The sequence below is a fragment of the Gracilibacillus sp. JCM 18860 genome (assembly GCF_055395245.1).
Genome location: NZ_AP043868.1, coordinates 902,120 through 927,206 on the forward strand (window position 1 = coordinate 902,120; position 25,087 = coordinate 927,206).

25 protein-coding genes and 2 tRNA genes are annotated in these 25,087 nt (G+C 35.6%); 3 read left to right on the forward strand and 24 right to left on the reverse strand.

All coding sequences use genetic code 11. From position 1 onward, the window contains the following. Nucleotides 1-18: 18 nt before the first annotated feature. Genes hemB through hemA form a run of 5 tightly spaced genes read right to left on the reverse strand, consistent with a single transcriptional unit; the run spans nucleotide 19 to nucleotide 4,935 of the window. Nucleotides 19-1,002 (reverse strand): porphobilinogen synthase, encoded by a 984-nt coding sequence (hemB, locus tag ACZ5R4_RS04815; protein ID WP_054859092.1) that lies wholly within the window; start codon nucleotides 1,000-1,002, stop codon nucleotides 19-21. Next, nucleotides 999-1,781: a uroporphyrinogen-III synthase gene (locus ACZ5R4_RS04820; RefSeq protein WP_054859091.1), complete on the reverse strand. Its 783-nt coding sequence runs from the start codon at nucleotides 1,779-1,781 to the stop codon at nucleotides 999-1,001. Before ACZ5R4_RS04820 ends, hemB begins: the two co-directional genes overlap by 4 nt. Continuing rightward, entirely contained in the window at nucleotides 1,778-2,713 is a 936-nt protein-coding gene (gene hemC, locus ACZ5R4_RS04825) for a hydroxymethylbilane synthase (protein WP_054787844.1), read from the reverse strand. The genes ACZ5R4_RS04820 and hemC overlap by 4 nt, the downstream gene beginning before the upstream one ends. 24 nt (nucleotides 2,714-2,737) lie before the next feature. Then, nucleotides 2,738-3,556: a cytochrome C assembly family protein gene (locus ACZ5R4_RS04830; RefSeq protein ID WP_109983988.1), complete on the reverse strand. Its 819-nt coding sequence runs from the start codon at nucleotides 3,554-3,556 to the stop codon at nucleotides 2,738-2,740. Between the two features lie 17 nt (nucleotides 3,557-3,573). Continuing rightward, complete coding sequence (hemA, locus tag ACZ5R4_RS04835) at nucleotides 3,574-4,935, reverse strand: glutamyl-tRNA reductase (RefSeq protein ID WP_109983987.1); 1,362 nt, start codon at nucleotides 4,933-4,935, stop codon at nucleotides 3,574-3,576. 233 nt (nucleotides 4,936-5,168) lie between these two features. On the opposite strand from hemA, the gene ACZ5R4_RS04840 reads away from it, so the two are divergent. Beyond that, nucleotides 5,169-5,648: a LiaI-LiaF-like domain-containing protein gene (locus tag ACZ5R4_RS04840; RefSeq protein WP_109983986.1), complete on the forward strand. Its 480-nt coding sequence runs from the start codon at nucleotides 5,169-5,171 to the stop codon at nucleotides 5,646-5,648. 142 nt (nucleotides 5,649-5,790) lie between these two features. Here the strand turns inward: ACZ5R4_RS04840 and yihA are convergent, their stop codons facing one another. The 7 genes from yihA to ACZ5R4_RS04875 form a co-directional block, all read right to left on the reverse strand. Further along, nucleotides 5,791-6,372 (reverse strand): ribosome biogenesis GTP-binding protein YihA/YsxC, encoded by a 582-nt coding sequence (yihA, locus tag ACZ5R4_RS04845; protein ID WP_109983985.1) that lies wholly within the window; start codon nucleotides 6,370-6,372, stop codon nucleotides 5,791-5,793. Further along, the gene (lon, locus tag ACZ5R4_RS04850; protein WP_109983984.1) at nucleotides 6,359-8,692 is read right to left on the reverse strand and encodes an endopeptidase La; all 2,334 of its coding nucleotides are present in this window, start codon (nucleotides 8,690-8,692) and stop codon (nucleotides 6,359-6,361) included. The genes yihA and lon overlap by 14 nt, the downstream gene beginning before the upstream one ends. Before the next feature lie 415 nt (nucleotides 8,693-9,107). Continuing rightward, nucleotides 9,108-10,382, reverse strand: a complete 1,275-nt coding sequence (gene clpX / locus ACZ5R4_RS04855; protein ID WP_109983983.1) for an ATP-dependent protease ATP-binding subunit ClpX — start codon at nucleotides 10,380-10,382, stop codon at nucleotides 9,108-9,110. 451 nt (nucleotides 10,383-10,833) lie between these two features. After that, entirely contained in the window at nucleotides 10,834-12,120 is a 1,287-nt protein-coding gene (gene tig / locus ACZ5R4_RS04860; RefSeq protein ID WP_054859088.1) for a trigger factor, read from the reverse strand. Nucleotides 12,121-12,439: 319 nt separating this feature from the next. Beyond that, nucleotides 12,440-13,021, reverse strand: a complete 582-nt coding sequence (locus ACZ5R4_RS04865) for a histidine phosphatase family protein (protein ID WP_109983981.1) — start codon at nucleotides 13,019-13,021, stop codon at nucleotides 12,440-12,442. Nucleotide 13,022: 1 nt separating this feature from the next. Beyond that, complete coding sequence (locus ACZ5R4_RS04870) at nucleotides 13,023-13,736, reverse strand: class I SAM-dependent methyltransferase (RefSeq protein ID WP_109983980.1); 714 nt, start codon at nucleotides 13,734-13,736, stop codon at nucleotides 13,023-13,025. Continuing rightward, entirely contained in the window at nucleotides 13,723-14,361 is a 639-nt protein-coding gene (locus ACZ5R4_RS04875) for a chloramphenicol phosphotransferase CPT family protein (protein ID WP_464368142.1), read from the reverse strand. The genes ACZ5R4_RS04870 and ACZ5R4_RS04875 overlap by 14 nt, the downstream gene beginning before the upstream one ends. 81 nt (nucleotides 14,362-14,442) lie before the next feature. On the opposite strand from ACZ5R4_RS04875, the gene ACZ5R4_RS04880 reads away from it, so the two are divergent. Continuing rightward, nucleotides 14,443-14,889: a hypothetical protein gene (locus ACZ5R4_RS04880; protein WP_054859086.1), complete on the forward strand. Its 447-nt coding sequence runs from the start codon at nucleotides 14,443-14,445 to the stop codon at nucleotides 14,887-14,889. 43 nt (nucleotides 14,890-14,932) lie between these two features. On the opposite strand, the gene ACZ5R4_RS04885 is transcribed toward ACZ5R4_RS04880, so the two are convergent. Together ACZ5R4_RS04885 and ACZ5R4_RS04890 are read right to left on the reverse strand one after the other, a co-directional pair. Then, nucleotides 14,933-15,913 (reverse strand): hypothetical protein, encoded by a 981-nt coding sequence (locus ACZ5R4_RS04885; protein ID WP_277678285.1) that lies wholly within the window; start codon nucleotides 15,911-15,913, stop codon nucleotides 14,933-14,935. Nucleotides 15,914-16,109: 196 nt separating this feature from the next. Then, nucleotides 16,110-16,838, reverse strand: a complete 729-nt coding sequence (locus tag ACZ5R4_RS04890) for a sulfite exporter TauE/SafE family protein (RefSeq protein ID WP_054859084.1) — start codon at nucleotides 16,836-16,838, stop codon at nucleotides 16,110-16,112. A gap of 613 nt (nucleotides 16,839-17,451) precedes the next feature. Between ACZ5R4_RS04890 and ACZ5R4_RS04895 the strand changes: the two genes are divergently transcribed. Then, nucleotides 17,452-17,610 (forward strand): SRPBCC family protein, encoded by a 159-nt coding sequence (locus ACZ5R4_RS04895; RefSeq protein ID WP_342767730.1) that lies wholly within the window; start codon nucleotides 17,452-17,454, stop codon nucleotides 17,608-17,610. A 313-nt stretch (nucleotides 17,611-17,923) separates the two neighbouring features. Here the strand turns inward: ACZ5R4_RS04895 and ACZ5R4_RS04900 are convergent, their stop codons facing one another. The 10 genes from ACZ5R4_RS04900 to ACZ5R4_RS04945 form a co-directional block, all read right to left on the reverse strand. Then, nucleotides 17,924-18,361: a GNAT family N-acetyltransferase gene (locus ACZ5R4_RS04900; protein WP_054787851.1), complete on the reverse strand. Its 438-nt coding sequence runs from the start codon at nucleotides 18,359-18,361 to the stop codon at nucleotides 17,924-17,926. A gap of 202 nt (nucleotides 18,362-18,563) precedes the next feature. Further along, nucleotides 18,564-18,637, reverse strand: a tRNA-Arg gene (locus ACZ5R4_RS04905). Nucleotide 18,638: 1 nt separating this feature from the next. Beyond that, nucleotides 18,639-18,712: transfer RNA gene (locus tag ACZ5R4_RS04910), tRNA-Gly, on the reverse strand. A gap of 325 nt (nucleotides 18,713-19,037) precedes the next feature. Next, nucleotides 19,038-19,559: a metallophosphoesterase family protein gene (locus ACZ5R4_RS04915; protein ID WP_054787852.1), complete on the reverse strand. Its 522-nt coding sequence runs from the start codon at nucleotides 19,557-19,559 to the stop codon at nucleotides 19,038-19,040. A 31-nt stretch (nucleotides 19,560-19,590) separates the two neighbouring features. Continuing rightward, nucleotides 19,591-20,181 carry an XTP/dITP diphosphatase gene (locus ACZ5R4_RS04920; protein ID WP_109983977.1) on the reverse strand — a complete coding sequence of 197 codons (591 nt, stop codon included), beginning with the start codon at nucleotides 20,179-20,181 and terminating at the stop codon, nucleotides 19,591-19,593. Nucleotides 20,182-20,192: 11 nt separating this feature from the next. After that, nucleotides 20,193-20,936, reverse strand: a complete 744-nt coding sequence (rph, locus tag ACZ5R4_RS04925) for a ribonuclease PH (RefSeq protein WP_464368143.1) — start codon at nucleotides 20,934-20,936, stop codon at nucleotides 20,193-20,195. A 133-nt stretch (nucleotides 20,937-21,069) separates the two neighbouring features. Then, nucleotides 21,070-22,212: a GerMN domain-containing protein gene (locus ACZ5R4_RS04930; RefSeq protein WP_109983976.1), complete on the reverse strand. Its 1,143-nt coding sequence runs from the start codon at nucleotides 22,210-22,212 to the stop codon at nucleotides 21,070-21,072. An 80-nt stretch (nucleotides 22,213-22,292) separates the two neighbouring features. Beyond that, nucleotides 22,293-23,114 (reverse strand): glutamate racemase, encoded by an 822-nt coding sequence (gene racE, locus ACZ5R4_RS04935; protein ID WP_109983975.1) that lies wholly within the window; start codon nucleotides 23,112-23,114, stop codon nucleotides 22,293-22,295. Between the two features lie 20 nt (nucleotides 23,115-23,134). Continuing rightward, entirely contained in the window at nucleotides 23,135-23,587 is a 453-nt protein-coding gene (locus ACZ5R4_RS04940) for a MarR family transcriptional regulator (RefSeq protein ID WP_054859081.1), read from the reverse strand. 510 nt (nucleotides 23,588-24,097) lie between these two features. Next, nucleotides 24,098-24,814: an AAA family ATPase gene (locus tag ACZ5R4_RS04945; RefSeq protein WP_054859674.1), complete on the reverse strand. Its 717-nt coding sequence runs from the start codon at nucleotides 24,812-24,814 to the stop codon at nucleotides 24,098-24,100. Nucleotides 24,815-25,087: the final 273 nt, after the last annotated feature.

Below are 25,087 nucleotides of genomic sequence, written 5' to 3' on the forward strand. Positions count from 1 at the left end.
GATCCCCTTTCATCTCTATTAGGATTTTTCTTGTAACCATTCTGCAACATCTTTTGCAAAATACGTAATGATAATATCTGCCCCTGCTCTTTTCATACTTGTTAATTTTTCTATGACAACCGCTTTTTCATCTATCCAGCCATTTAAACTAGCAGCCTTAATCATAGAATACTCTCCACTAACATTATAAGCCACGACAGGAACGGGATGGGCATTTCTCATTTCCCGAATAATATCCATATAGGACAAAGCCGGTTTTACGATAATAAAATCCGCTCCTTCTTCTATATCTGATTGTGCTTCACGCATCGCCTCAAGACGATTGGCAGGATCCATCTGATAGGTTTTTCGGTCGCCAAATTGTGGAGTACTATCTGCTGCATCACGAAATGGGCCATAGAATGCGGAGGCATATTTCACAGCATACGACATAATAGGTATCTCACAGAAACCTGCCTCATCTAAGCCTTTTCGTATCTCTGTTACAAAACCGTCCATCATGTTAGATGGTGCAATAATGTCCGCTCCTGCTTCTGCCTGAGTTACGGCTGTTTTTACATGTAACGGCAATGACTTATCGTTATCTACATCATGATCATGAATGACACCACAATGACCGTGAGAAGTATATTCACATAAACAGGTGTCTGCTATCACTAATAATTTATCTGTTTTTTGTTTAATTTGGCGAATGGCTTTCTGCACGATACCATGTGGATCATAAGCTCCAGAGCCAACTTCATCCTTCTCCTTTGGAATTCCAAATAAGAGAACAGCTGGTATGCCAAGCGTAAGAAGTTCATCTATTTCTTCATCTAAATAATCTAACGAAATTTGAAATACACCAGGCATCGAGCTTACTTCACTCTTTATTGTTTCACCTTCTACGATAAACAAGGGATATACTAGATCAGATGTATTTAACTTCGTTTCTCTTACTAATGATCTTAACGTAGCAGATTTACGTAATCTTCTATGGCGGTCAAATTCGTTCATAGTCATTCTTTTTTCGTCCTTTCGTTTTGGAGGTAAGCAACTAATTGCTCTACCATCGCCTCAATCGTATATTTCTGTGGATAAATAACATGTTGGAATCCTTGTTTCTTTAGCTCTGTTGCTGTTGTAAGTCCAATGGCAACAGCAAGTGTTTCCTTTTTCGTCTTTTCTAAGTAATAAGCATCAGCAAATTCGATAAAAGTCTTTACAGTTGAGGGACTCGTAAATAAACATGCATCCATTTCCTGCTTTAAAGCATACCTTAACTTTTTTCTTCCCGCATCATTTTTCATTGTACGATAAATAGCCACCTGTTGAAAGGAAACGTGATTTTTTTGTAGTAAATCCGGGATTTCATCTCTCGCACTTTCTCCACCGATCAATGCTATCTTTTGTTCTTTTCCGAATTTATTAATAAATTCTGGGACCATCACCGCACCACTATAAATGGATGGTTGAAAATGAACAGTATATCCATATTCCATAAGAGCGTGACTAGTTTTCACCCCGACGGCAGCTATTTTCTGACTAAAGGTTAAACCTAATTGTTTTCGGTAAGCTTCAAAAAAATAAACGGTATTAGCACTTGTAAAAAATAGCCAGTCAACCTGTTCTTGTATCTTTTTAAGAGCTTGTTCATTGTTTTTAGAGTATATCGGCTGAAACTGAAGTAAAGGTGCTAGAAATGGTTCTGCACCAGCGTGTTGAACAAGCTCAACTAATGGCTGAGCTTGTTTCTCCTCTCTTGTAATTAAAAGCTTTTTACCTTTAAGTGGTTTGCTCATTCCTTTTCATTCTTTTCTATCGCTTCATCTACTAGTTGTTGAGCACCCTTTGCCTTTAATCTCTCTGCAGCTTCTTTACCTACTTCAACTGGATCAATTCCTGTTACCACTTCTTTTAGAACTGTTTTGCCATCACTACTTGCTACTAAAGCGGTTAGATTAACCTCATCGTTGTCTAGATAAGCATATCCACCAATAGGGACTTGACATCCACCATTCAGTAAATGAAGAAAAGTTCTTTCTGCTGTTACCGTTTTTTCTGTATAGGAATGATTTATTTTTTTCAATAATTCAATAAGTTCCTGATCATCCTCCCGACATTCAATGGCAAGAGCACCTTGTCCTACTGCGGGCACACATACTTCTGGCTCCAAGAATTGGGTAACCATCTCTTCTCCCCACCCCATTCTCTTTAAGCCTGCCGCTGCTAGGATGATAGCATCAAAATTCTCTTCCTTTAATTTTCTCAATCTTGTCTCAATATTTCCTCTTATCCATTTAATTTCTAGATCAGGACGTTCTGCTAATATTTGTGATCCTCTTCGAAGACTACTTGTTCCCACTATAGAACCAGCTGGGAGATCTTCTAATCGAATATGGTCATTTGATATAAACGCATCTCGATGATCTTCTCGCATAGGAATGGATCCTATAATAAGCCCCTCTGGCATAACTGCTGGCATATCCTTCATACTATGAACAGCGAAATCAATTTCATGATCATACATTGCTTTTTCAATCTCTTTTACGAAAAGGCCTTTTCCACCGACCTTGGATAAAGTCACGTTTAAAATTTGGTCCCCTTTTGTTACAATTTTCTTTATTTCAAATGAAAATTGATCCCCAGTATATTTTTTCAATTGATCAATGACCCATTCAGATTGAGTCAAAGCAAGATTACTACGTCTAGATCCTACGACTATTTTTCGCATTTTATTACAACCTCTTTTCTGTCATTAAATATGAAAGTTAGATAAAGTAGTAAACAAGAAAAAGTTTACTAATAGTAGTAAAAAAGAAACTATGTTGACGAATAATATATTTTTCCCTCGATAGTTTCCTTTTGTACGCATATATAAATATAGCGCATAGATCAAAAAAACTAAAATGGAACCAATGGTCTTGCTATCCCCCCAATAGAATTCCGTTCCGGTCTTGTAAGCCCAAACGACCCCTAAAATGATCGACAACAATAGTAATGGTTCAGAAAGTACAATTAATTGAAACGACTTTTTTTCAAGTCCTTCTAGGTCACTTAATCTCTTTAACCATTTATAACCTTTTTTCCATTTTAGTAAACGGTATTGAGTAAAATAGAGTAGGGCAATGATAAACGATACCGTAAATAGTCCATAGGCTATTAACGCTAAAACGATATGGGCATAAAGCAATTCGTTTAACATGCTTGGAATTTGAGATGAATCGACGATTTGCAATGATCTTATTGTATGAATAACCATAACCAAAAAGCCGAAGACACTTATAAAAAACATAAATAAATCAAGATGAAAATATCGGTGTACAACTAATGAGAAAGTAACAATAATCCACACATAGGTATATAATCCATCATTGAATGTCCCAATAGGGAGCGATGATGTGCGAATCACTTCCTGTAACAAAAAGATGGTTTGAATAACCCAAACCATCGCAAGGAACCAGAAAGCAATCCGATTCGCTTTCTGGTTGTGATACAAAAAATCTATAAAATAAAAAATGACACTAATTCCATAAGCGAGCAACATGCCCTCTTGAATAAATCTTTCTGGAAACATAAAGGAATACCATCCTTTTAATGTGTAGAAACATTTTGTAATTTTTGGTATGACTTTTCATTATTTTTATCAAATGAAATTACCTTTTCTTCTTGTTCTGTCTTAGGAATCACTTTCTCTTCTAGATTAAATATTTTCGTAAATAAGGCAAGTGCTTCTTCTGAGTTTTTCTGTCCTGCTAATTCTTTCGCTTGAAGTATTGGCTGTTTTAACATTTGATTCACAATACTTTTTGTATGTTTATTTAACACTTTTCTCTCTCTATCAGTTAAATTTGGCATTTTTCGCTCAATGCTTTGCATTGTATCCTTCTGAATAGTAAGTGCTTGCTCTCGCAATGCTGTAATAATAGGAACAACTCCAAGCGTTTGTAGCCATGTACGGAAAGCGATTATCTCTTCTTCAATCCATATTTCAATCTCCTCAGCAGCTTCTTTTCTCGCTTCGAGATTAGCATCTACAACATTTTGTAAATCATCGATATCATATAAAAAGACATTATCTAATTGAGCAAGATCTGGATCTAAATCACGAGGAACGGCAATATCCACTAAGAATAACGGACGTCCCTTTCTTCTCTTTTCAATTTGTTGGTACGCCTCTTTTGAAATGATAAAATCATTGGATCCTGTTGAACTAATCACAATATCAGCATCTAATAGAATGTCATTTAATTGACTAGTCGGCTTTGCAACGCCATCAAACTGCTCTGCAAGCTGAGTTGCCTTTTCAATCGTCCGGTTCACAACCGTTACTTGCTTAACACCTGATCCATAAATATTTTTGGCTGCTAGCTCTCCCATTTTACCTGCACCTATGATAACCACACGTTTATCTGTAAGATCGGAGAATATTTTCTTCGCCAACTCTACCGCAGCATAGCTAACAGAAACAGCATTATCATTAATATTGGTTTCCCTTTGACTTCGCTTTCCAATGGTAATAGCTTGTTTAAATACTTCGTTTAGAATGGTACCAGTCATTTCAACTTCTTGAGCTTTTAGAAACATCTGTTTCACTTGGCCAAGAATCTGTGTCTCTCCCATAATCATCGATTCTAAGCCACAGCTAAGTCGAAATAAATGTTCCACTGCTGCTTCATTTTCATAAAAAACCAAGTGTGGAGTAAAAGACTCCTTATCCAAATCGAACCAATCTGCTAGAAATTGTTTAATGAAATGTCGCCCTGTATGAAGTTGATCAACGACTGCATAGATTTCCGTCCGATTACATGTAGAAATAATTACATTTTCCAAAATGCTTTTACGTCCCTTTAATTCTGTCATTGCTTCTACAAGTTGCTCTTCACGAAAAGCTAGCATTTCGCGCACTTCAACAGGAGCTGTTTTATAATTTATCCCTGCTGTTAAAATATGCACATTCATCTACCCCCAAAAAAAGAAAAACAAACACCTATACACATATTGTTAGTATAACATGAATTTTTTATTAAATCGTGATGAAATTATGAACAGTGTTAGAATAAAGTATGTTAAAATATACTTTGTTTGTTCCATTCATCTCTTTTGTCAATAGTACTTTAACATAACCAAGACATATAAGCAAGAAATTAATCTAAATTAATAATTATTTTAATCTAGGAGCGATTTAGTTGAAAAAGAATGGCTTAGTTGCATATTTGTTTATTGGAATAGGTATTTTCTTTTTATTAAGAGAACTAAAATTACCTATCCTTACTGATTTTTATTCTTGGCCAACCTTACTCATATTACTTGGAGCTGCTTTCCTAATTTATTCCTTTCGAGCAAAGGATTTTAGTAGTGTGGTACCAGGTGTCATATTATTAGGCCTTGGAATTCACTTCCATGGTTTGAATCACTATCCGTTTTGGATTGACCACTGGGGCGTTTATCCTTTTATTATTTCGATCGCGTTTCTTATCCGATATTTTAAAACAAAAACAGGGCTTTTACCTGGTTTAATTCTATTAGCCATTGCGGTATTTGCCGTGTATGTGGACAATAAGCCGAGTTGGTTTAGCTGGATTCATGAAGGTATGGTGTTTATCGAAAGATTTTGGCCATTATTATTAATTACTATCGGTATTTATATGCTATGGAGGAAAAAATAAATCGCCGTATAATCAAAAGAAAAAGACGAACGATTTGATAACGTTCGTCTTTTTTATGTACGCTATTATAATTATGTCCCACACGCATTATTTAGCGTTATTTGAAACTTTATCAATGAAGAAACTCCTTATCTATCTATAGTTATAGATATTGTTCAAGGTAATGCCAGACATCTTCTTTACCTTCACCCGTTTCTGAAGAAAAAGGGATCACCGTGTCTTCTGGATCTAAGTCTAGTGTTTGAATCACCTGCTCGAGGTGAGCACTTTTTTTGTTTTTTGGAATCTTATCTAACTTTGTAGCAACCACTAGAACTGGAAGCTGGTAATGTTTTAAAAATTCATACATCATTACATCATCATCAGTAGGCTTATGTCTGATATCTATAATTAAAGTAGCTAACTTCAATGTATCTCTAAGGGCAAAATATTCCTCCATCATTTTGCCCCATTTTTCACGTTCTTTTTTCGAAACCTTTGCATAACCATAGCCTGGTACATCTACGAAATAAAACTTCTCGTTAATCCGATAAAAGTTTAATGTTTGAGTTTTCCCTGGCTTGGAAGAAGTTCTAGCTAAATTTTTACGATGAATTAAGCGATTAATAAAGGATGATTTTCCAACATTTGACCTCCCTGCCAATGCAATTTCAGACAGTCGATCCTGTGGATATTGTTTTGGTGAAACGGCACTGATGACTATTTCTGCTTTATTTACCTTCATTGTTCCCCTCCAGTAGTGCATATTCAAGCACTGTATCAAGATGGTCTACTGGAATAAAAGTAAGTTCCTGACGAACACTTTCTGGTATGTCCTCTAAATCCTTCTCATTATCCTTCGGAATAATAATCGTTTTGATACCTGCACGATGAGCACTTAAAGATTTTTCCTTGAGACCACCAATTGGTAATACTCTACCTCTTAACGTGATTTCTCCTGTCATTCCTACCTCTTTACGCACCGCTCTTCCAGTCAATGCAGAAACTAACGCAGTCGCCATCGTAATACCTGCTGAAGGTCCATCCTTTGGAGTTGCCCCCTCTGGAACATGGATATGAATATCTTTTTTCTCATGGAATTTCGGATCAATATTTAACTCATCTGCCTTTGAACGAATATAGCTAAATGCCGCTTGTGCAGATTCCTTCATAACGTCACCAAGCTTACCAGTTAACGTTAGTTTTCCTTTTCCTTCTGAAAGGCTAACCTCTATTGACAAAATATCGCCACCAGCAGAAGTATAGGCAAGACCTGTTGCAGCACCTACTTGATCCTCTACTTCCATTAATCCATATCGGAATTTCGGTTTTCCCAAAATACCCTCAAGCTGCTTTCCTGTCACAATAACCCGCTGTTTTTTCTTTGACACAATAATCTTAGCAGCTTTGCGGCAAACTGATGCCAATTGCCGTTCTAATCCACGGACTCCTGCTTCTCTCGTATATAAGCGAATCAACTTAAGCAAAGCATCATCTCTTAGTTGGATATTGCCTTTTTTCAGACCATTCTCTTTGATTTGTTTTGGCAATAAATGTTCTTTTGCTATATACATTTTCTCTAGCTCCGTATATCCAGCTATGGAGATAATCTCCATTCGATCTAATAATGGTCGTGGTATTGTCGATAGGTTATTTGCTGTTGCAATAAACATAACCTTAGACAGATCGTAGGTTTCTTCTAGGTAATGATCACTAAACGTATGATTTTGTTCTGGATCTAATACTTCTAGCATCGCAGCAGAAGGGTCGCCTCGAAAATCATTAGACATTTTATCAATTTCGTCTAATAAAAAGACCGGATTAATCGTATTGGCTTTTTTCATTCCTTGAATAATTCTACCTGGCATTGCACCGACATATGTTCTTCTATGCCCACGAATTTCAGCCTCGTCACGCACACCACCTAAAGAAATTCGAACAAAATGACGATCAATCGCTCGCGCAATGGAACGAGCTAAAGAGGTTTTTCCTACTCCTGGTGGGCCTACAAGACATAAAATGGGACCTTTTAATGAATTCGTCAGCTGTTGAACAGCTAAATACTCGAGCACTCTTTCCTTTACCTTTTCTAAACCATAATGATCCTCATCTAATATTTTTTCAGCATTATTAATTTCTAAATTGTCTTCCGTTTCTTCGTTCCAGGGAAGTGCGAGAATCCATTCAATATACGTACGGATAACCGAACTTTCTGCTGAGCTTTGAGGAATTCGTTCATAACGATCTAACTCTTTAAGTGCTACCTTTTCCACTCTATCTGGTAACTCCTTTTCCTCGAGCTGCTTTTTTAAATTAGCAATTTCACCAGTTTTCCCATCCTTGTCGCCGAGCTCCTTCTGAATAGCTTTCATTTGTTCTCGTAAATAATATTCCTTTTGCGTATCTTCCATAGATTTTTTGACACGTTGCCCGATTTTTCGCTCTAATTCCAATACTTCCTTCTCATTAGAGATAATATCTAATAATTTTTTTAAACGTTCTTTTACACCAACAGTTTCTAAAAGGAGCTGTTTATCAGACATTTTTAGGGTTATATGGGATGCAACCATATCTGAAAATTGCGCTGGCTCTTCAATATCGAGTACTGTTGCCAACGTTTCTTTACTAATTTTTTTCGAAATTCGGGTGTAATGTTCAAATTGTTCGAGTAGTGTACGCATGAATGCATCCTCTTCTACTGGATCAACATGGACGTCCTCAAGTTTTACAATTTCAACAAAGAATTGTTTTTCCTCTTGAATAAAAGATTCAATTTTAGCACGATAAAGTCCTTCTACTAGGACACGCATGGTTCCATTAGGTAACTTTAACATTTGATTTACTTTTGCTACTGTACCAATAGTATATATATCATCTTTCTTAGGTTCGTCTATGGCACTTTCCTTTTGGGCGGCTAAAAGAATTTTCTGATCATTCATCATTGCCTTTTCTAATGATTGAATCGATTTCTCTCGGCCAACATCCAAATGAATAACCATGCTAGGAAATACAATTAATCCCCTTAGTGGTAATAAAGGTATATGTAAAAAGTTCTTCTCTGTCATTTGGCACCTCCGTCAAAATTACTAGATGTCGATTAAGAGTAATGTTAGCTTGTATGCCAATATTGTTAGCAATAGCTTGTCCCTCTATCGTTATCTTTCCCTAGTTCAACCTCTCTATTGTACTTAGTTTAAAGAAAATAAGGGTTTTTGTAAATCTTTATGTATATCCTCCATAAAAATAATCGTTCTTATTTTCTATTAGAAAAACTTGCATTCACTCACCTTTAGAGAATGCCTAGTTTTGCTTATAGTTGGTAGCTTAAAATTTCAGTTACGTCGAACTTCTGCTGTGTAGAAATTTTCTCTAACTTATAAAATAAAATTATCTTGTCTGAGATAGTTTTTCCTATCTTCCAGGAACTTATGCTCAAACAAAAATCCCTTGTTCACTGAGACAAGGGATTTTTGTTTCCTACTATGCACTTTCCTTTGGTGATTGCTTATCTTGATCAATTACAGAACCGTCTTCGTGAATGAGCTTCGGATTACCTTCATTAGCTACTGTCTCCTTTGTGATGACGCATTTCTTAATATCATCACGTGAAGGGAGATCAAACATCACTTCTAGCATGATCCCTTCTAATATAGAGCGTAATCCACGTGCCCCCGTCTTACGTTCAATAGCTTTCTTCGCTACTTCTTCTAAGGCACCTTCTTCAAACTCTAATTCTACACCGTCGATTTCAAACAGCTTATTATATTGTTTTACTAATGCATTTTTTGGTTTGGTCAGGATTTCTACTAATGCAGCTTCATCTAATGGTTCTAAGCTTCCAATAACCGGAAGACGTCCTATAAATTCTGGAATTAATCCAAAACGTAATAAATCCTCTGGAAGAACCTTCGATAGAAGTGTAGCTTTATCTAATTCTTGATTATCAGCATCTGCTCCGAAGCCGATAACTTTCTTGCCTAGACGACGTTTGATAATTTGTTCAATCCCATCAAATGCGCCACCACATATGAATAAAATATTGGTCGTATCAATCTGAATAAATTCTTGATGTGGATGCTTTCTACCACCTTGAGGTGGGACACTAGCCACCGTACCTTCCAAAATCTTAAGTAATGCCTGCTGTACACCTTCTCCAGACACATCTCGAGTAATGGATGGATTTTCTGACTTACGCGCCACTTTATCAATCTCATCAATGTAAATAATGCCTTTTTCTGCCTTTTCCACATCGTAATCTGCAGCTTGAATCAGTTTTAGTAAAATATTCTCTACATCTTCCCCAACATAGCCTGCCTCCGTAAGAGAAGTAGCGTCAGCAATAGCAAACGGAACATTTAAAATACGGGCCAATGTTTGAGCAAGTAATGTTTTACCACTACCTGTTGGTCCAATCATCGCAATATTACTTTTAGCTAATTCCACATCATCTTTCGATTTCGGAGAATTAATACGTTTATAATGATTATAGACAGCTACGGATAAATTCTTTTTTGCTTTCTCCTGCCCGATTACATAATCATCTAAAATATCACAAATCTCTTGAGGCTTCGGAATGTCCTTATATTCAACTTCTTCATCTACCCCTAATTCTTCCTCTACAATTTCCGTACATAATTCGATACATTCATCACATATATAAACACCTGGTCCTGCGACAAGCTTACGAACCTGGTCTTGACTTTTCCCACAGAATGAGCACTTTAATTGACCTTTTTCTTCATTAAACTTATACATGCCCTTCACCCCTTATCCAAAAAATATCATTTCTTTCCTGAAATGCAAAGTTTTTAATTACTTTAGCCAATCATATCAAATTGTAAGCAAATTAAAAAGTAAAACACTTTCTAGCTGATCCCTTGCCCATTAATATGGGAGCGGAGACCTTCTAATATACATACCATATTTATATGCCGTTCAATCGTACCAGTTATTCTTACTGATTACAAACCGTAAGTTCTTATGTATGGTGATGAAGTATTGTCTATAGTATATGTAAAAAAGTCGTTATGTATATCACAAAAAGTAAATTCCTTATAATGGAGAGAAAACAAGGCGCGACTTCGCACCTTGTTTTCTGTTTTTATCTATACTATCAGAAATTATAAGATTTTTATTTGTGAATAGTATAAGAAAAACTTGGAACTCGCTATTAAACGAGGCGAATGCCGAGTTTTTCTATGTTATATTATTTTGTCTTACTATTTTCCACAAGTACATCAATCGCTTTTTTGAATTTCAAATCGTCTTTTAGTCCTTGTGTATTTCCACCAAGTGCTTGTTTGATTTGGTCTAATTCCATATTGTACATAGAAGCCATAGATTCTAACTCTTTTTCAATATCTTCTTCCGTTACTTCTACATTCTCTGCATTCGCTATAGCTTCAAGGGTTAAGTTCGTTTTCACACGTTTTTCAGCATCTTCTTTCATTTGCTCTTTTAACGCATCTTCGTCTTGACCAGAGAATTGGAAGTACATATCTAGTGTCATGCCTTGCATTTGTAATCTTTGTTCAAATTCTTGAAGCATACGATCTAATTCAGAGTTGACCATAGCTTCTGGAATTTCAACTTCTGCATTATCAGAAGCTTGTTGAATTAATGCTTCCCTTTTATTGTTTTCCACTTCATTTTCTTTTTGCTCCTGTAGACGTTTCTTAGTCTTCTCTTTTAACTCATCAAGAGATTCCACTTCGTCATCTACATCTTTAGCAAATTCATCATCAAGCTCAGGTAATTCTTTAGCCTTAATTTCATGAATTTTCACTTTGAAAGTTGCTTCTTTTCCAGCAAGGTCTTCTGCATGATATTCTTCTGGGAAAGTAACCTGTACTTCTACATCCTCACCTGCTTTTTTACCAACTAGTTGCTCTTCAAAACCTGGTATGAAAGAACCAGATCCGATTTCAAGAGAATGATTTTCGCCTTTACCACCCTCAAATGCTTCACCATCAACAAAACCTTCAAAGTCAATAACAGCTGTGTCACCGTCTTCGACTGTACCTTCTTCTTTAACAACTAGTTCTGCTTGCTGTTCTTGTTGCTGTTTTAAATCATTTTCGACATCTTCATCTGTAATTTCTGTACTTTCTTCCTCTACTTCTAGGCCTTTATAATCTCCTAGTTCAACTTCTGGCTTTACTGTTACTTTAGCTGTAAAAATAAGGTTTTTCCCTTTTTCAATCTGCTCGATATCTACTTCTGGTTGATCCACAGGCTCGATTCCAGTTTCTTCGATCGCATTTGTATATTCACCAGGTAAGATAATATCTACTGCATCTTGATAAAGAGATTCGACACCAAAGCGTTTCTCAAATAAACCTCTAGGCATTTTCCCTTTACGGAAACCAGGGACTTGTACTTGTTTTACAACCTTTTTAAAAGCTTGATCTAAGGCACTATCAAATTTATCTGCATCAACTTCGACAGTTAATACACCGACATTACCTTCTTGTTTCTCCCATTTAGCTGTCATGTAAATTTCCCTCCAACAAATAAATCTGTATATTTGACGTTCATTCAATATACCATCATATAATAGACCGAACGCAAATCGCAACCATCTTATTATAACATAATTGCATTTTCTTTCAATAATAATAATGCGCATGATTTTTGCAATGAAATGGCCACTGCTATTCTCCCTGTCCCTAGGGGGACAATTTCCATATTATTAGAACATACAGTTACCGTTCCGAAAGTGATGACTATAGACAAGTAATTAGGAGTTTCACGTGTAGTTGAAGAAGTAATCCGCTTTTTCGACTACCCAGTTCGACTATATTAATGTTTCTTTAATTATTATTTGGCGTCAAATGATTCACTTGATTATAATCATGGATTTGCCATTTTTCTTGAATGTATTCAATATTACTTATGCAAGCATTTAGAAGCCTTGTTTTACCTGCTCCGATCTCACCTTCTGAGAACATGGATAAAATAGTATTAATCACTCCACCATGTGCCACTAACAATATCTTTTTTCCAGCATATCGTTCAATTATATGATCAATTCCTACCATAACTCGTTTATTTAAAGCATTACGGGATTCTATGTTTGGATACTTACTGTCAGGATAACGATTATTCCTCTCTTCGAACGTCATTCCTTCTGCGTCTCCAAACGATCGTTCCGAGAACTCTGCCATCACAATATGTTCGATATTCAAACCTTGATTAATAATCTCCGCTGTTGACTTAGCCCGTTTTAATGGACTTGAAATAATAAGATCCCAATCAAATTCTTGTAAATAACTTCGGCATTCTTCTGCTTGCTTGATTCCATTCTGATTTAGTGGTATATCTGTTTTTCCCTGTAATTTCCCCTGTGCATTCCAATCTGTTTCCCCATGTCTTACTAAACAAACGGAAGTCATCTCAATTACCCCTTTCTTTCCTTGCGATAAATGTAATTGCCTTTGTTTTTAATATAACCTCTCTTTCTTCTCTTTTGATGAGATATTCCTGTGGTCTCACTATTTGTTTGAGCCATTTCCAATCATGAAAATGCTTTTTAAGCTTTTCGATTATTTCTTTGGTAGAAAGATTCAGTTCAATAAATGCTTCAAGCTTTTTGCCAGTCTCACGATCAATTTCTTTTACTTCTGAATTTATAATGATCCCATTTATTCCACCGATTTTCGTTCCCTCCGCCACATGATCAAGAACTTGGTCTAGCATGGGTTCATTACTTATGTGCTCTAAACTAGAAACAGCTAGGATAAGATCATAAGTATCTTGAAAGATTTTATAATTATCGATGTCGGCTTTTACCGGAATAATTTCCTGTTCAACATCATGTTGTTTACTATTATTTCTCAAGTGATTGATAGCAGAATCTAGTAAATCGACACAAACCACTTTCACTCCATTTTTCTTTAGAGCTTTTGCGATTGGTATACTGTTTCTCCCTACACCTGCACCTAAATCTAAAATTTTCAAGTTCTCCTTGTCTTCCAAAAGCGGTATTAGATCCATTAAAGATTTTACAGGCTTATGTAACCAGGACCCTTGTTCAAATAATTGATAGCTTTCATAACATTCATCATGATATTTCCTCTCCTGTTCACGGATAACCTTAATATTGTCCAAGCTTACTCCCTCCGTTAATAATCTCTTGTTTTGCTACACCGAATGTTTGACGACTTAGCATATTTTGAATTTTGGCAACACTTTCATCTGGATTCAAAATAGATGTATTAATTTCTAAATCATATATCCCAGGCTCGTGAACAAACTTTTGCCACTTCTCTACTGGCTCAGGTACTTCGCCGTTTTCATCATATCCCTTACCCCATGTTTTGATTCTTCTATTCATAAGCTCATCCATTTGACAAAAAACTCCTACGAAAGCAACAGGATGATTTTCTAGGATTTTCATACATCTAGGAAGTAGGTTTAGTGGCTTCCGATAAAAATTATGATGACCTACATCAACCACAACATTCAAGCCAGTTCGACTAAAGCTAGCAATAGAATGGTACAAAGATAGATACATTTTTTCTACAATTGGCTCTAAATCAGGTCTCTCTCCACCAGGCCTTAATCCAATTCCCGGCTGATATTGCTTTGGAGTCATATTCATCATTTGGTCGACTCCGAAATTCATCCAAATACCGCCCAATTGCTCCTGGATTTTAGTAGCCATCGTAGACTTACCAGATCGAGGCGGACCATTAAGGATTACTATCTTACCTAATTCATGCTCACTAGTCATACACTTCCTCCTCTTCATTTTTTTGAAACCTAACCCATTTATAAATCGTATACTATATATAGACATTTGGAGGTAGATTTCATGAAAAATCCCTTTGCTAAAGCATCACTTAAACAACTAGAAGAATTAACGCAAGCAAAAACCTTTCAGACAGATAAAGATATAAAAATTCTGGAGAAAATGGACCAACTTTCTGAAACTTGTGACCATTGTCAAAATTATTTAATAGCATTCGAGAAAACATTGGATAAAATAAGCGACGAGGAAGGCGAAAAACAAACTGAAGCAATAAACGCTTATCATTCCCTCGTTAAGAAAATTACTTCTCATTTAACAAAAAAGCATAAAATAGTGAAAAAAGGATATTATTTGTCTCTTTATATGCCTCTTGGAACAAGTTTAGGTGTAGTATTTGGGTTACTTTTATTCGATAATCTTGCTTTAGGTATTCCAATTGGTGTAGGACTAGGACTAGCGATTGGAAGTCTGTTGGATGAGGACGCAAAAAAGAAAGGATTAACTATATAACGATTGATGCTTGTCGAACTGTTTTGACAAGCATCAATCATTTTTATACATCTAAGATGGAACCATATAGCGCTTCAGATAAATCAATCATTTTTATGTATTCTTCCTTCATTCGTTCCCCCTGTAGCACAGACTGAGCATCAAAAACTTCTAAGCTTCTATCCACATAGTATTCTAATGCTTCCGCAAGCAACTGATAATTTTCTTCTTGTGGTAAAAAAGGGACATATACATAAGTAAAACGTTCAAGAATAAATTGGATCATTTGAAAATTTGTTGGTTCATTCTGTTCGATCTCTTCTAAGTACTGGTACACTCCATCATAGAATTTTTGTAAATTAAAAATGGTTGCGTTATGTATTGGAATGGTATCTTTGACCTGAAATTTTTCTATTTCGATATGATCGGTTATATCGGCTTTTCGATAAAATTCTAAAATTGCTGTTTTGACTACGGGATGGATATCACTTGTTACTAACATTTCCCTAAGAAGTGGAATATCTTCACGAATATTCAATGACACTAGCCTTTTAATCATATACCATTGTTGCCTATCGTTTTTTGCGTCAATGGCCTCATTTAATACTTTTAGCACTTCTTGATAGGATTTCTTGTCCTCTTGTTGCTGTAGTTCTTTACTTAATTGATACATTTGCTTTAATTGTTCTTCCATTGCTTCGGTTATGATCCCTTCATCGAGGGCATTTTCAATTAAGTACATTACTTCTTTATATTTACTTGCTTGAAATAATAAGGTTGCGTAAATATGTACATAAGATGCGTAATAGTCGTCCTTCTCAGCAATTAATTGTTCACACAACGACTCAACTTCTTCATCCATATTCAATTCCATCATACAAATCAGTTTTCCTGTGAGTACTTCATGTGAGTGAACGCCGTTTTCTGTTAACTGGTGAAAGTAATCATAAGCTTTTTTGTAATCATTTTCTTGCATGGCTGATTTTGCTTTGCCTTCAAGATCGTCCTTCCACTTTGGAAATATTATAAGATTTTCCTCTTTCATCCTTTCACCTACCTTTCGGTTACTTCTATTATATGGTGTATCGGGTTAAGTAACAAGTTTTGTTAGCTTTGATATTAGTTTGAACAAGCTCACATTTTTTACACTATCGGTATAGAAAAAATTTGATGGCTAACAGTTTGCCATAATAGAAGCTCTCATATAAATGTTTAGCTATATATTCCCAATAAAAATTATTTCAAAACAAGTCAATTATACTATCCAAAAGAAGGTATAGCCCTGAACTACAAAGTAGAATATATGTAGTTATTCGAAATATCTTCTCTGTAAATAGAGTGAATAAATAATTACCTAAAAGCAGTCCAAGTATAACGACAGGTATCACAAATAAGCTTGATTCCCATATTAATTTGCTAGTCCCAGCAAAAGTAATTTGAGTTAGAAGACTAACGAAATATATGAATAAGTAAAAAGCAAGTGTTGTAGCTCTTAATTTTTCTTTTTTTGTAGCTGTCCCTGTAAAATAAAGTAATAATGGTGGTCCTGGCATTCCAATACTTGTGGTTAAAACTCCTGATAACCCCCCAATAATATAATCTCTAAATGGTGTTGCTTTGATTTTAAATTTTACTATTAATAATAAGGTTAAGAACAAAAGTAGGCAACTTACACTTAATTTAAAAATGCTCAGGTTCATGATTAAAAAAATCACGATTCCAAGTGGAATACCAAACAAACTTCCTAGTGTAAATCTTTTAAAAAGTTGGAAATCGACTTCACTTCTAATTTTCCACATTAAAGCTAAAGAGATAATTAAAGATAAAATAATATTGATTTGGATCGCTTCTTGTGGCCGAAATAAGTACAATAAAAAAGGGGTTGCCATAATGGAAAAACCAAAACCAGTGCTCGTTTGTAGAATCGATGCTACCAAAATAATTACCATAAAAATAAACAAAGCATCCAAAGAGTCTCCTCCTAGCAGTAATGTTGTAAGTAAATCTTTTTAATAAACCTAGAAAAGATTCGAGCTCCCGTCAAATCACTTTGAAGAAATTTTATAATTATTTAAAGCATTAGATTATTCTACTATAGCATAAAGAAAACATCTACTTAACCTTGTTTCAACTATATTAATACGGATGCAGCTATTCACTATAATAAGAACGTAAACTTTTTACCAAATAATGAAGGATAATGTTGTTTAATAGCATATCTTGAAGCTTTCTTTTCAGCCATATGTGCAAAAAATTAAATCTAAAATCAAAGCAATCTAGAAGAAATCTACAACCAATTATTTGCTACGATAAGCACAGTAAGTTTGAATTAATAATAGGAGGTCTTGGAATGGGAACAAATAAACCAGTAACGATGACAGTTGAAACGACAGTTCATGCTCCTATTGGAAAGTGTAGGAGTATTGAACGAAGCCAGAGCACATAACAAAGTGGTATTTTGCTACTGATGATTAGCATGCACCAAACGCCGAAAATGATTTAAGGGTTGGAGGAAAATGCGTTACCAGAATGGAAGCCAAAGACGGGAGTTTGGGTTTTGATATTAGTGGGGTTTAAGCTGAATTGAGAAAAAATGAAATTATCGGATTTACTCTTGATGATGGACGAAAAGATACTGTAACTTTTATTGACCATGAAAACGAGACTAGGATTACGGAAGCTTTTGAAGCAGAGGACACTAATGAAATCGCAATGCCAAAAAAGGATGGCAAGCAATTGTAGACAATTTCAGAAAATATATTGATTATTCTAACTAACTGTTAGAAGTCTTGCACGGTAATATTCTTTTTTACTAAATACGAAACTTATAATCTGTCTCATTATTTTCTTCTGGAGCACCCATACAGTGCCTCCTTTTTTAGATTAACAAGCTGTTTACTGCAATTCATAATATAGTTATTTTATAATCCTAATTCAGTATTTATCGCTGTGACTTTTTTTAATATTGATTTTTTCGATAAAATGGTCGAAAACCATCTTGTGTTCTCCAATCCTCAATAAACCACTCTATTAGTTATTCATAAAGTTGTTTGTTTTAAATGGTCATACTCATTGTAATGGTTCTATTTTTGAATCCTAATTTTTCATAAAGTTTATTCGCTTGATTTCCTGCATATACACTTAAACGAACCTCTGAATATCCATCTTGTTTAAAATGGTCGATACCAGTTTCCATCAATTGTTTTGAAATTCCATTTCCCCTAAATTCATCTAACACATATAATTCATAAATAAATCCACATATCTTTTCAGTAAATTGGTCTTTACTTGTTCCTATAAGAATCCAACCCATTAGATTATTGCCTTCAGTTGCTATCAAATAATAGCTTCCTTTCTTCAATAATGGTTCAACAAGTTGTTTGACTTTTTCATCTGACGGATTTGCCTCGCCTAATGTACCATCGAATAATGCTTGTGGTGCAAGTGATAAAATCTTTTTATATTCCGAATCATTAGGTTTTCTAATTTCCATAAATGGAGTTCTCCTCTCCCAATATCTATAAGCCCATTGCCCGTTAATAACCTTTTTTCAGCACCACATTCAGTATAGAGCCCCAAATTATTATGTTCTTTTGGTACTTTTTATTTTAAGAAAAAACCGCTATAAACATTGATATAACAACATTTACAGCGGTTTTCGCATTTTTATTTTCTTACTTATTCTTACGTGGTAACGTCCCAGGAGAGATTCGAACTCCCGACCCACAGCTTAGAAGGCTGTTGCTCTATCCTGCTGAGCTACTGGGACATGGAGCGGGTGAAGGGAATCGAACCCTCGACATCAGCTTGGAAGGCTGAGGTTTTACCACTAAACTACACCCGCGCATTATTATTAATAGTATTATAAAATTGTATATGACGCCCATCATGCTCCTGCATCTTCTAGCTTAACCAATGATGATGGATGCTTCGGAGCAACTCGCCGGTTACTCGGTGGATGCATTGCTCGTGGCTGAGGTTTTACCACTAAACTACACCCGCATTTATTCTTCTGTTTTAAGTAAGATCTGATTCATTTGAAAAGTTATGTAAGTATCCGACTTTTTAGCGGACAAGTAATATTATATAAACATTGCCGATAAAAGTCAACACTTTCTTTGGATTCTTTCTTATTTTTTGATCAACAGGGAGTTACCCTGTTGATCTGACTATGCCAAGGATGTCTGATAAGCTAAAGCTGAAATTTCATCTCCATCTTTTGTATAAAAATTCACTGATATCTCCTTTAGAGCCTCATCTGCAGATAAAAGCACATAGGAACCTGGGTGTGAAGTTCGTGGTAATCTAATGCTACCAGGATTTATAAAAAGCTTATTCTCGACCTTCTCTACTCCAGGAATGTGAGAATGACCAAAACAAACAATATTGGCACCTTCCTCATCGGCACGATAGGAAATGGGCATTAATGTTGTCTTTATTTGGTGTAAATGGCCATGTGCTACGAAAAAATGAAATTTACCAACCTCAAAAGAGAGCTCTTCAGGTAGCTTACTATCAAAGTCCATGTTTCCTTGCACTGTATGTATCCCTTCCAGTTCCCTACTATCATGTGATAGTTCTGAATCACCACAATGAATCATGGCATCAACCTCGTGCTGGTGACGCTGTTTTATTTCCATTACTTCCTCTTCCCAGCCATGACTATCACTTATTATTAGTACCTTTAACATAATTTCATCCCCTTGCAACACATATCAGTATCTATAATTGTTCTACCCACTTCTTTAACTGGTCTAACGCTTTTTTTCGGTGACTTATTTGATTTTTTTCTTCTGGTCTCATCTCAGCCATCGTTCTCCTACTATTTAGGGGATAAAAAATAGGATCATATCCAAAACCGTGCTCACCCTTTACTTGATAACCGATGGTCCCCTCACATTCTCCACGTGTAAAGAAGGTCTCTTTGGCTGGCTGTGACACGGCTAAAACACAAACAAATCGTGCGGTTCGGTTTTCTTCTGAAGTACCTTGTAATTCGGACAGTACTTTCTCTATATTTGCTTGATCATCTTTATCCTCACCTGCATACCTAGCAGAATATACTCCTGGTGCACCATTTAATGCATCCACAACTAGTCCAGAATCATCTGCAATGACAGTAACACCGAACTTATTCGAGATAGCTTCTGCCTTAATCGCTGCGTTTTCCTCAAAGGTTGATCCTGTCTCTTCAATATCCTCTATTCCTTCTATATCTAATAATGACTTCACTTGGATAGAAAAAGGGGAGAATAATTGTTCGAAATCCCTAATTTTCCCTTTATTCTTTGTCGCAATAATTAATTCTTTCATGATATAACTCCTCAACTTATATCTAACATGTCTTTATATGATTGAATAGCATCTTCTTGTATTTTAAATATCTCATTCAATCCTTTATCTGCTAAATCTAACATCGTCATTAGTTGATTTCGAGTAAAGGTAGCTTCTTCACCTGTACCTTGTAATTCGACAAATTCGCCTTTACCAGTCATGACAACATTCATATCGACATGTGCTATACTATCCTCTACATATTCTAAATCCAGGATTTCTGTTCCATCAGGCAAAACACCTACGGAAATAGCTGCTAAATAATCCTTGATAGGTAATTCTTTCAGAACATCTTTTTCGACGAGTTTTCCTAACGCCAATACCATTGCAACAAAAGCCCCAGTAATAGATGCAGTTCTAGTCCCTCCATCCGCTTGAATGACATCACAGTCAAGCCAAATCGTCCTCTCTCCAATGGCATCCAAATCGACTACTGCACGTAAAGACCGTCCAATCAAACGTTGAATCTCCATTGTTCGTCCAGATACTTTTCCCTTCGATGATTCACGAATATTACGGGTTTCTGTTGCCCTCGGAAGCATTGCATATTCTGCTGTAATCCAGCCTTTCCCAGAACCTCTCATAAATGGTGGAACTCTATCCTCAACACTCGCATTACAAATAACTTTCGTATCTCCGACTGTTATTAATACAGATCCTTCTGCATGTTTCGTAAAATTAGTAATAATATCAATATTCCTTAATTGATTTACTTCTCTCCCTGACTCTCGCATCTAACTTCCTCCTAACATTCTTTTTTATCTTAACATATTTTTGGATAACAGTTGAGGTTTCATACACCAATTGATCTAAAATTATTAATAAAATAAGAAAGCCTCACACATTAAAGTATGAGGCTTCATCTATCTAAATGCTTTCTGTTGGCACGACCATGTCTTTAGAGACAGGCTCATTGTATGGCTGTTCTTTTTCATTGAAAACTTGCTCATGGTTTTCAACCATTACCTCGACGGCATTGATTCCTTCCTGCTCCGTTAATGTTAAGACAATCGACTTCATTACCTCATCTGCAATCACACTTTTTTCACTATTAGATAGAATATTTTCATTAAAAGTTAAGGACAGTACGCCATCCTTCATAACAGGTTCTGCTGTAAGAGCAGAACCTGTATTCATATAAGGTGTCAGTGGAAGATCAAATCCTGGCCCATCAAGTAATGCTTGTACAATATTTTGATAAGCATTATCGCCAGTAGTTTCTACATGCTGTGTAATCGGAACAAAATAAACAGATTCCTCACCTTGCATTGGAAAGTAAAGCGTAGTTGCTTTACTTTCCATGAAATCTACTCCAGCTGCTTGATGAACATTAATTCCATTTGCTCTTGAATATCCATTTTCTATAGGGGTTCCATTTACCGGCATTTCTGATAATGCTTGACCGTCAATACGAAGCTGTACATTTTCCACATTTTCAAATTGTGTTAAAGTATATGTCATTGCTTCTAAGATTTTGGCTTCATTTTCCGCTTCATAATTCTTAAATTCCTCGGAGACATCCACAATTAAGGTTCCTTCCTCCAAATTCAGTGATAATATTTCTGTTCCAGCAGGAAGTACAGCTTGGAATCCTGTTGGGAGCATGGAACTTACAGGACCGTCTTTTACTAAATACTCTAATACTTGTTTTGCTACTTCTTTAGATGCAGGTGTTGGCAATTCTACTTCATGTGGTACGACTAATCCGTTTTGATCAATTAAATAAAGCATTCTTGAGACAGATTCTCCTGTAGTGGAGGATTCTTCGTCTTCCGTTTGTCCTTCATTATCATCCTCGACAATTCCTTCTTCTCCACCCTCTTCTGTCCCATCACCTGTATCTTCAGATTCCTCTGGTGCATTTTCTAAATCATCTGTAAATTGTGCATCTTCAGGAGGAGAATCAATTTGTTCTAAAGTCTGCTCTCCTTTAAACACCCCACATCCACTTAAAAACAACAAACTCAATAATAGTAAGCCTACCACTTTTTTTGTTAAATCGATTTTCATAACCGATACCTCCTACGATGGTTTGTACTATTATATATACGAGCTATCAGGTAAAATAGACCAAAAAAAGAAACATGAGATCAATATCCCATGCTTTGTACTTCTGCTAATTCAATTTTCTCAACGATATCAATATTTTGCTTGAGCCATTTCGAAGCAATTTTTTTAAAAATTTCAGGGTCTCCTGTTGTATAAAAAGAATGCTTTGGCTTGCGATCGCCTGTATATAGCTTACTATTGTAACCTAAAATTGTACTGACCTCACGTGCGGTTTCTTCCCCTGAAGAAATTACAATAACTCTAGGCCCCATTACCTCCTGTATTAACTCACGAATCATTGGATAATGTGTACAACCAAGGATTAATGTATCCATCTCTTTATGTTTTTTTAAAGGTAATAACGATTTATGCACAATTTCATAAGCTAGATCTCCAGAAATAAGTCCTTTTTCTACCATTGGTACAAATCTAGGGCAAGCTAAATCATATACGTTAATTCCTTCATTGATATGTTTTAAGGTAGAGGGATAAGCTTTACTGCCTATCGTACCTTCAGTTCCAATAACACCAATTTCATAGCTTCTTGAATGTGTAATTGCTGCTCTTGCACCTGGTTGAATAACCCCTATCACCGGTATATCTAATTCCTCTCGCAATAAATCTAATGTAAATGCAGTCGCTGTATTACACGCTACAACAAGCATTTTGATTTGTTTTGTTTGTAAAAAACGGACCATTTCCCATGTATATTGAATTACCTCTTCCTTCGGCCTAGGCCCATATGGGCATCTTTCCGTATCTCCCAAATAAATGATCGATTCTTTTGGTAACTGTCGCATTAATTCGATTGCTACTGTTAATCCACCTACTCCTGAATCAATCACGCCAATTGGTTGCTTCATTTCATCGCCTCTTTGTTTGTTCATTCGTTCTTTTTTTCCCTCATTTCCGCATGTAAAACATGTAATAAGTGGGAAAGTTGTTGGATGTCATCTTCTTTTACATTTGCTAATACTTCACCTAAATAGTCTCTTCGTTTTTCAATTACTTCTTTTATGATTTTTTTTCCTTCATCAAGTAAGTGAATCCGTACCACTCTTCGGTCTTTCTTGTCTTTTACTCTCTCGACAACATTTATTTTCTCCATTCGATCCACTAAATCAGTTGTCGTACTAAATGCGAGATGAATTTTATTGGAAAGTTCTCCCAACGTCATATCACCGTATTCTAACAGGAATTGAAGTGCAACAAATTGTGGCGCAGTTATCGGATAATTATGTAAGATCTCCCTGCCCTTTTGTTTGATAATTCCTGCGATATAACGCAATTCTTTTTCAATATCCGCAATTGTATCGTCTGAAGCATGTTTTGGCAAGTTAAAATCCTCCCCCTTTTTCGATTAAGTCTTACGAAGTTTTTATACACAAGTATATATAGTATATCGTTTTTTGATTTTTGTGTGTCGTAGTGAATGATGTAAAATTTGATTCAGCACAAAAAAGCACTATTATTATGATATCGAAATATTTACAATTTAGCATCTTTTAAGATTAGATAAAAAAACTGCTAAGCACATATGCTCAGCAATTTTTTTCAATCAAATAATCGTTAATGTGTGACAACAGTTGAAAAAGATATTGTCCTATCGATGATGTCACTGCTTTGCTTAATTGTTTCATTTTTATAAGTGAAAGGATTGTAGGTACAACTTTTTGATATCGTTCAGTAAACCAATTAAATCCCAGTCATTATAATCGTGCCGTTTTTCAGCTACTTTGGAATGTCAGTAACGTTAATTCTCCTAAAATTATTTGCTCTTATATTTGTCATTCGATATAGTTTCACTTTGTATCACCTTTTCCATATATTTTAGAGTGGAAAATAATCATTCCTCTCGCAATAATTCAGACAGATATCGCTCTCTATTCTGTAAGAAGTTCTTCGTTAGCTGGTAATGATTTGTCATTTCATATTTTATTTCTTCGATGTTTTCATTATCAAAGCTTAGAATTGTTGCGTCAGGACATCCTAGTAAAATTGGAGAATGTGTGGCGATAATAAATTGACATTCGTCGTTTTTTGTAAGGTCGTGAAGTATTTTGAGGAAGGTCAATTGTCTACTTGGAGAAAGTGCTGCTTCAGGTTCATCCAACAAATAAATAGCTTTCCCATGAAATCGATGGAGAAAAAGGGATAGAAAAGACTCTCCATGAGATTGCTCATGTAATGAACGTCCACCATAGGCATATGATGCTTCAACCGCATCAATATGGGAAGCAAAATGATAAAAGGTTTCAGCACGCAGAAAAAAGCCATTCGTAGCCTTAGGCAACCATGCAAGGCGAATATACTTTGTTAGCGGAGACTCTGAGGCATGTACCTCATATTGATTATTTCTACTTCCACCGGCTGTATGAAAGCCGCATTTATCTGCAATTGCTTCTAATAGCGTAGATTTACCTGATCCATTTTCTCCAACAAAAAACGTTACATTACTTTTTAAGTTCAATTCCTCGAAATTTTTTATTATCGGAATCGAGAAAGGATAATCTCGATAAAACGGAATTTGCTCATGTAATAATGTAATTCTTTTTAAGAACATACGATCACCCATCTTTTTCAATTTATCACTTATAGCAGAACATATATTCGCTGAAATCAATATATATTTATAATTTTGAAAAATCATGTCGAAAAGCTCTACTAGTATTCGATAAATGTTATAATAGATTCATCAATAGATCGGCTTCATATGAGGGGTGGCACACCTTGTTGTACCTTCTTTGGATTTGTCCAATAGAAGGGAGGTGATGCTTATGGATATCGAAAACGTATTAACACTAATGATCTCTTTTGGGATGTTAGTTGCGTTTAT

Bases quoted from the DNA above. Each gene is read 5' to 3' on its own strand.
- ACZ5R4_RS04830 (WP_109983988.1), bottom strand. From the start codon at position 3,556: ATGTTTCCAGAAAGATTTATTCAAGAGGGCATGTTGCTCGCTTATGGA.
- clpX (WP_109983983.1), bottom strand. From the start codon at position 10,382: ATGTATAAGTTTAATGAAGAAAAAGGTCAATTAAAGTGCTCATTCTGT.
- ACZ5R4_RS04875 (WP_464368142.1), bottom strand. From the start codon at position 14,361: ATGACTAGTGAGCATGAATTAGGTAAGATAGTAATCCTTAATGGTCCG.
- hemB (WP_054859092.1), bottom strand. From the start codon at position 1,002: ATGACTATGAACGAATTTGACCGCCATAGAAGATTACGTAAATCTGCT.
- ACZ5R4_RS04865 (WP_109983981.1), bottom strand. From the start codon at position 13,021: ATGACTTCCGTTTGTTTAGTAAGACATGGGGAAACAGATTGGAATGCA.
- ACZ5R4_RS04900 (WP_054787851.1), bottom strand. From the start codon at position 18,361: ATGGAAATTAGAAAACCTAATGATTCGGAATATAAAAAGATTTTATCA.
- rph (WP_464368143.1), bottom strand. From the start codon at position 20,936: ATGCGAGAGTCAGGGAGAGAAGTAAATCAATTAAGGAATATTGATATT.
- ACZ5R4_RS04930 (WP_109983976.1), bottom strand. From the start codon at position 22,212: ATGAAAATCGATTTAACAAAAAAAGTGGTAGGCTTACTATTATTGAGT.
- ACZ5R4_RS04820 (WP_054859091.1), bottom strand. From the start codon at position 1,781: ATGAGCAAACCACTTAAAGGTAAAAAGCTTTTAATTACAAGAGAGGAG.
- ACZ5R4_RS04945 (WP_054859674.1), bottom strand. From the start codon at position 24,814: ATGTTCTTAAAAAGAATTACATTATTACATGAGCAAATTCCGTTTTAT.
- hemC (WP_054787844.1), bottom strand. From the start codon at position 2,713: ATGCGAAAAATAGTCGTAGGATCTAGACGTAGTAATCTTGCTTTGACT.
- racE (WP_109983975.1), bottom strand. From the start codon at position 23,114: ATGAAGCAACCAATTGGCGTGATTGATTCAGGAGTAGGTGGATTAACA.
- yihA (WP_109983985.1), bottom strand. From the start codon at position 6,372: ATGAAGGTAAATAAAGCAGAAATAGTCATCAGTGCCGTTTCACCAAAA.
- tig (WP_054859088.1), bottom strand. From the start codon at position 12,120: ATGACAGCTAAATGGGAGAAACAAGAAGGTAATGTCGGTGTATTAACT.
- lon (WP_109983984.1), bottom strand. From the start codon at position 8,692: ATGACAGAGAAGAACTTTTTACATATACCTTTATTACCACTAAGGGGA.
- ACZ5R4_RS04915 (WP_054787852.1), bottom strand. From the start codon at position 19,559: ATGTTAAAGGTACTAATAATAAGTGATAGTCATGGCTGGGAAGAGGAA.
- ACZ5R4_RS04885 (WP_277678285.1), bottom strand. From the start codon at position 15,913: ATGAAAGAGGAAAATCTTATAATATTTCCAAAGTGGAAGGACGATCTT.
- ACZ5R4_RS04880 (WP_054859086.1), top strand. From the start codon at position 14,443: ATGAAAAATCCCTTTGCTAAAGCATCACTTAAACAACTAGAAGAATTA.
- ACZ5R4_RS04920 (WP_109983977.1), bottom strand. From the start codon at position 20,181: ATGAAAGAATTAATTATTGCGACAAAGAATAAAGGGAAAATTAGGGAT.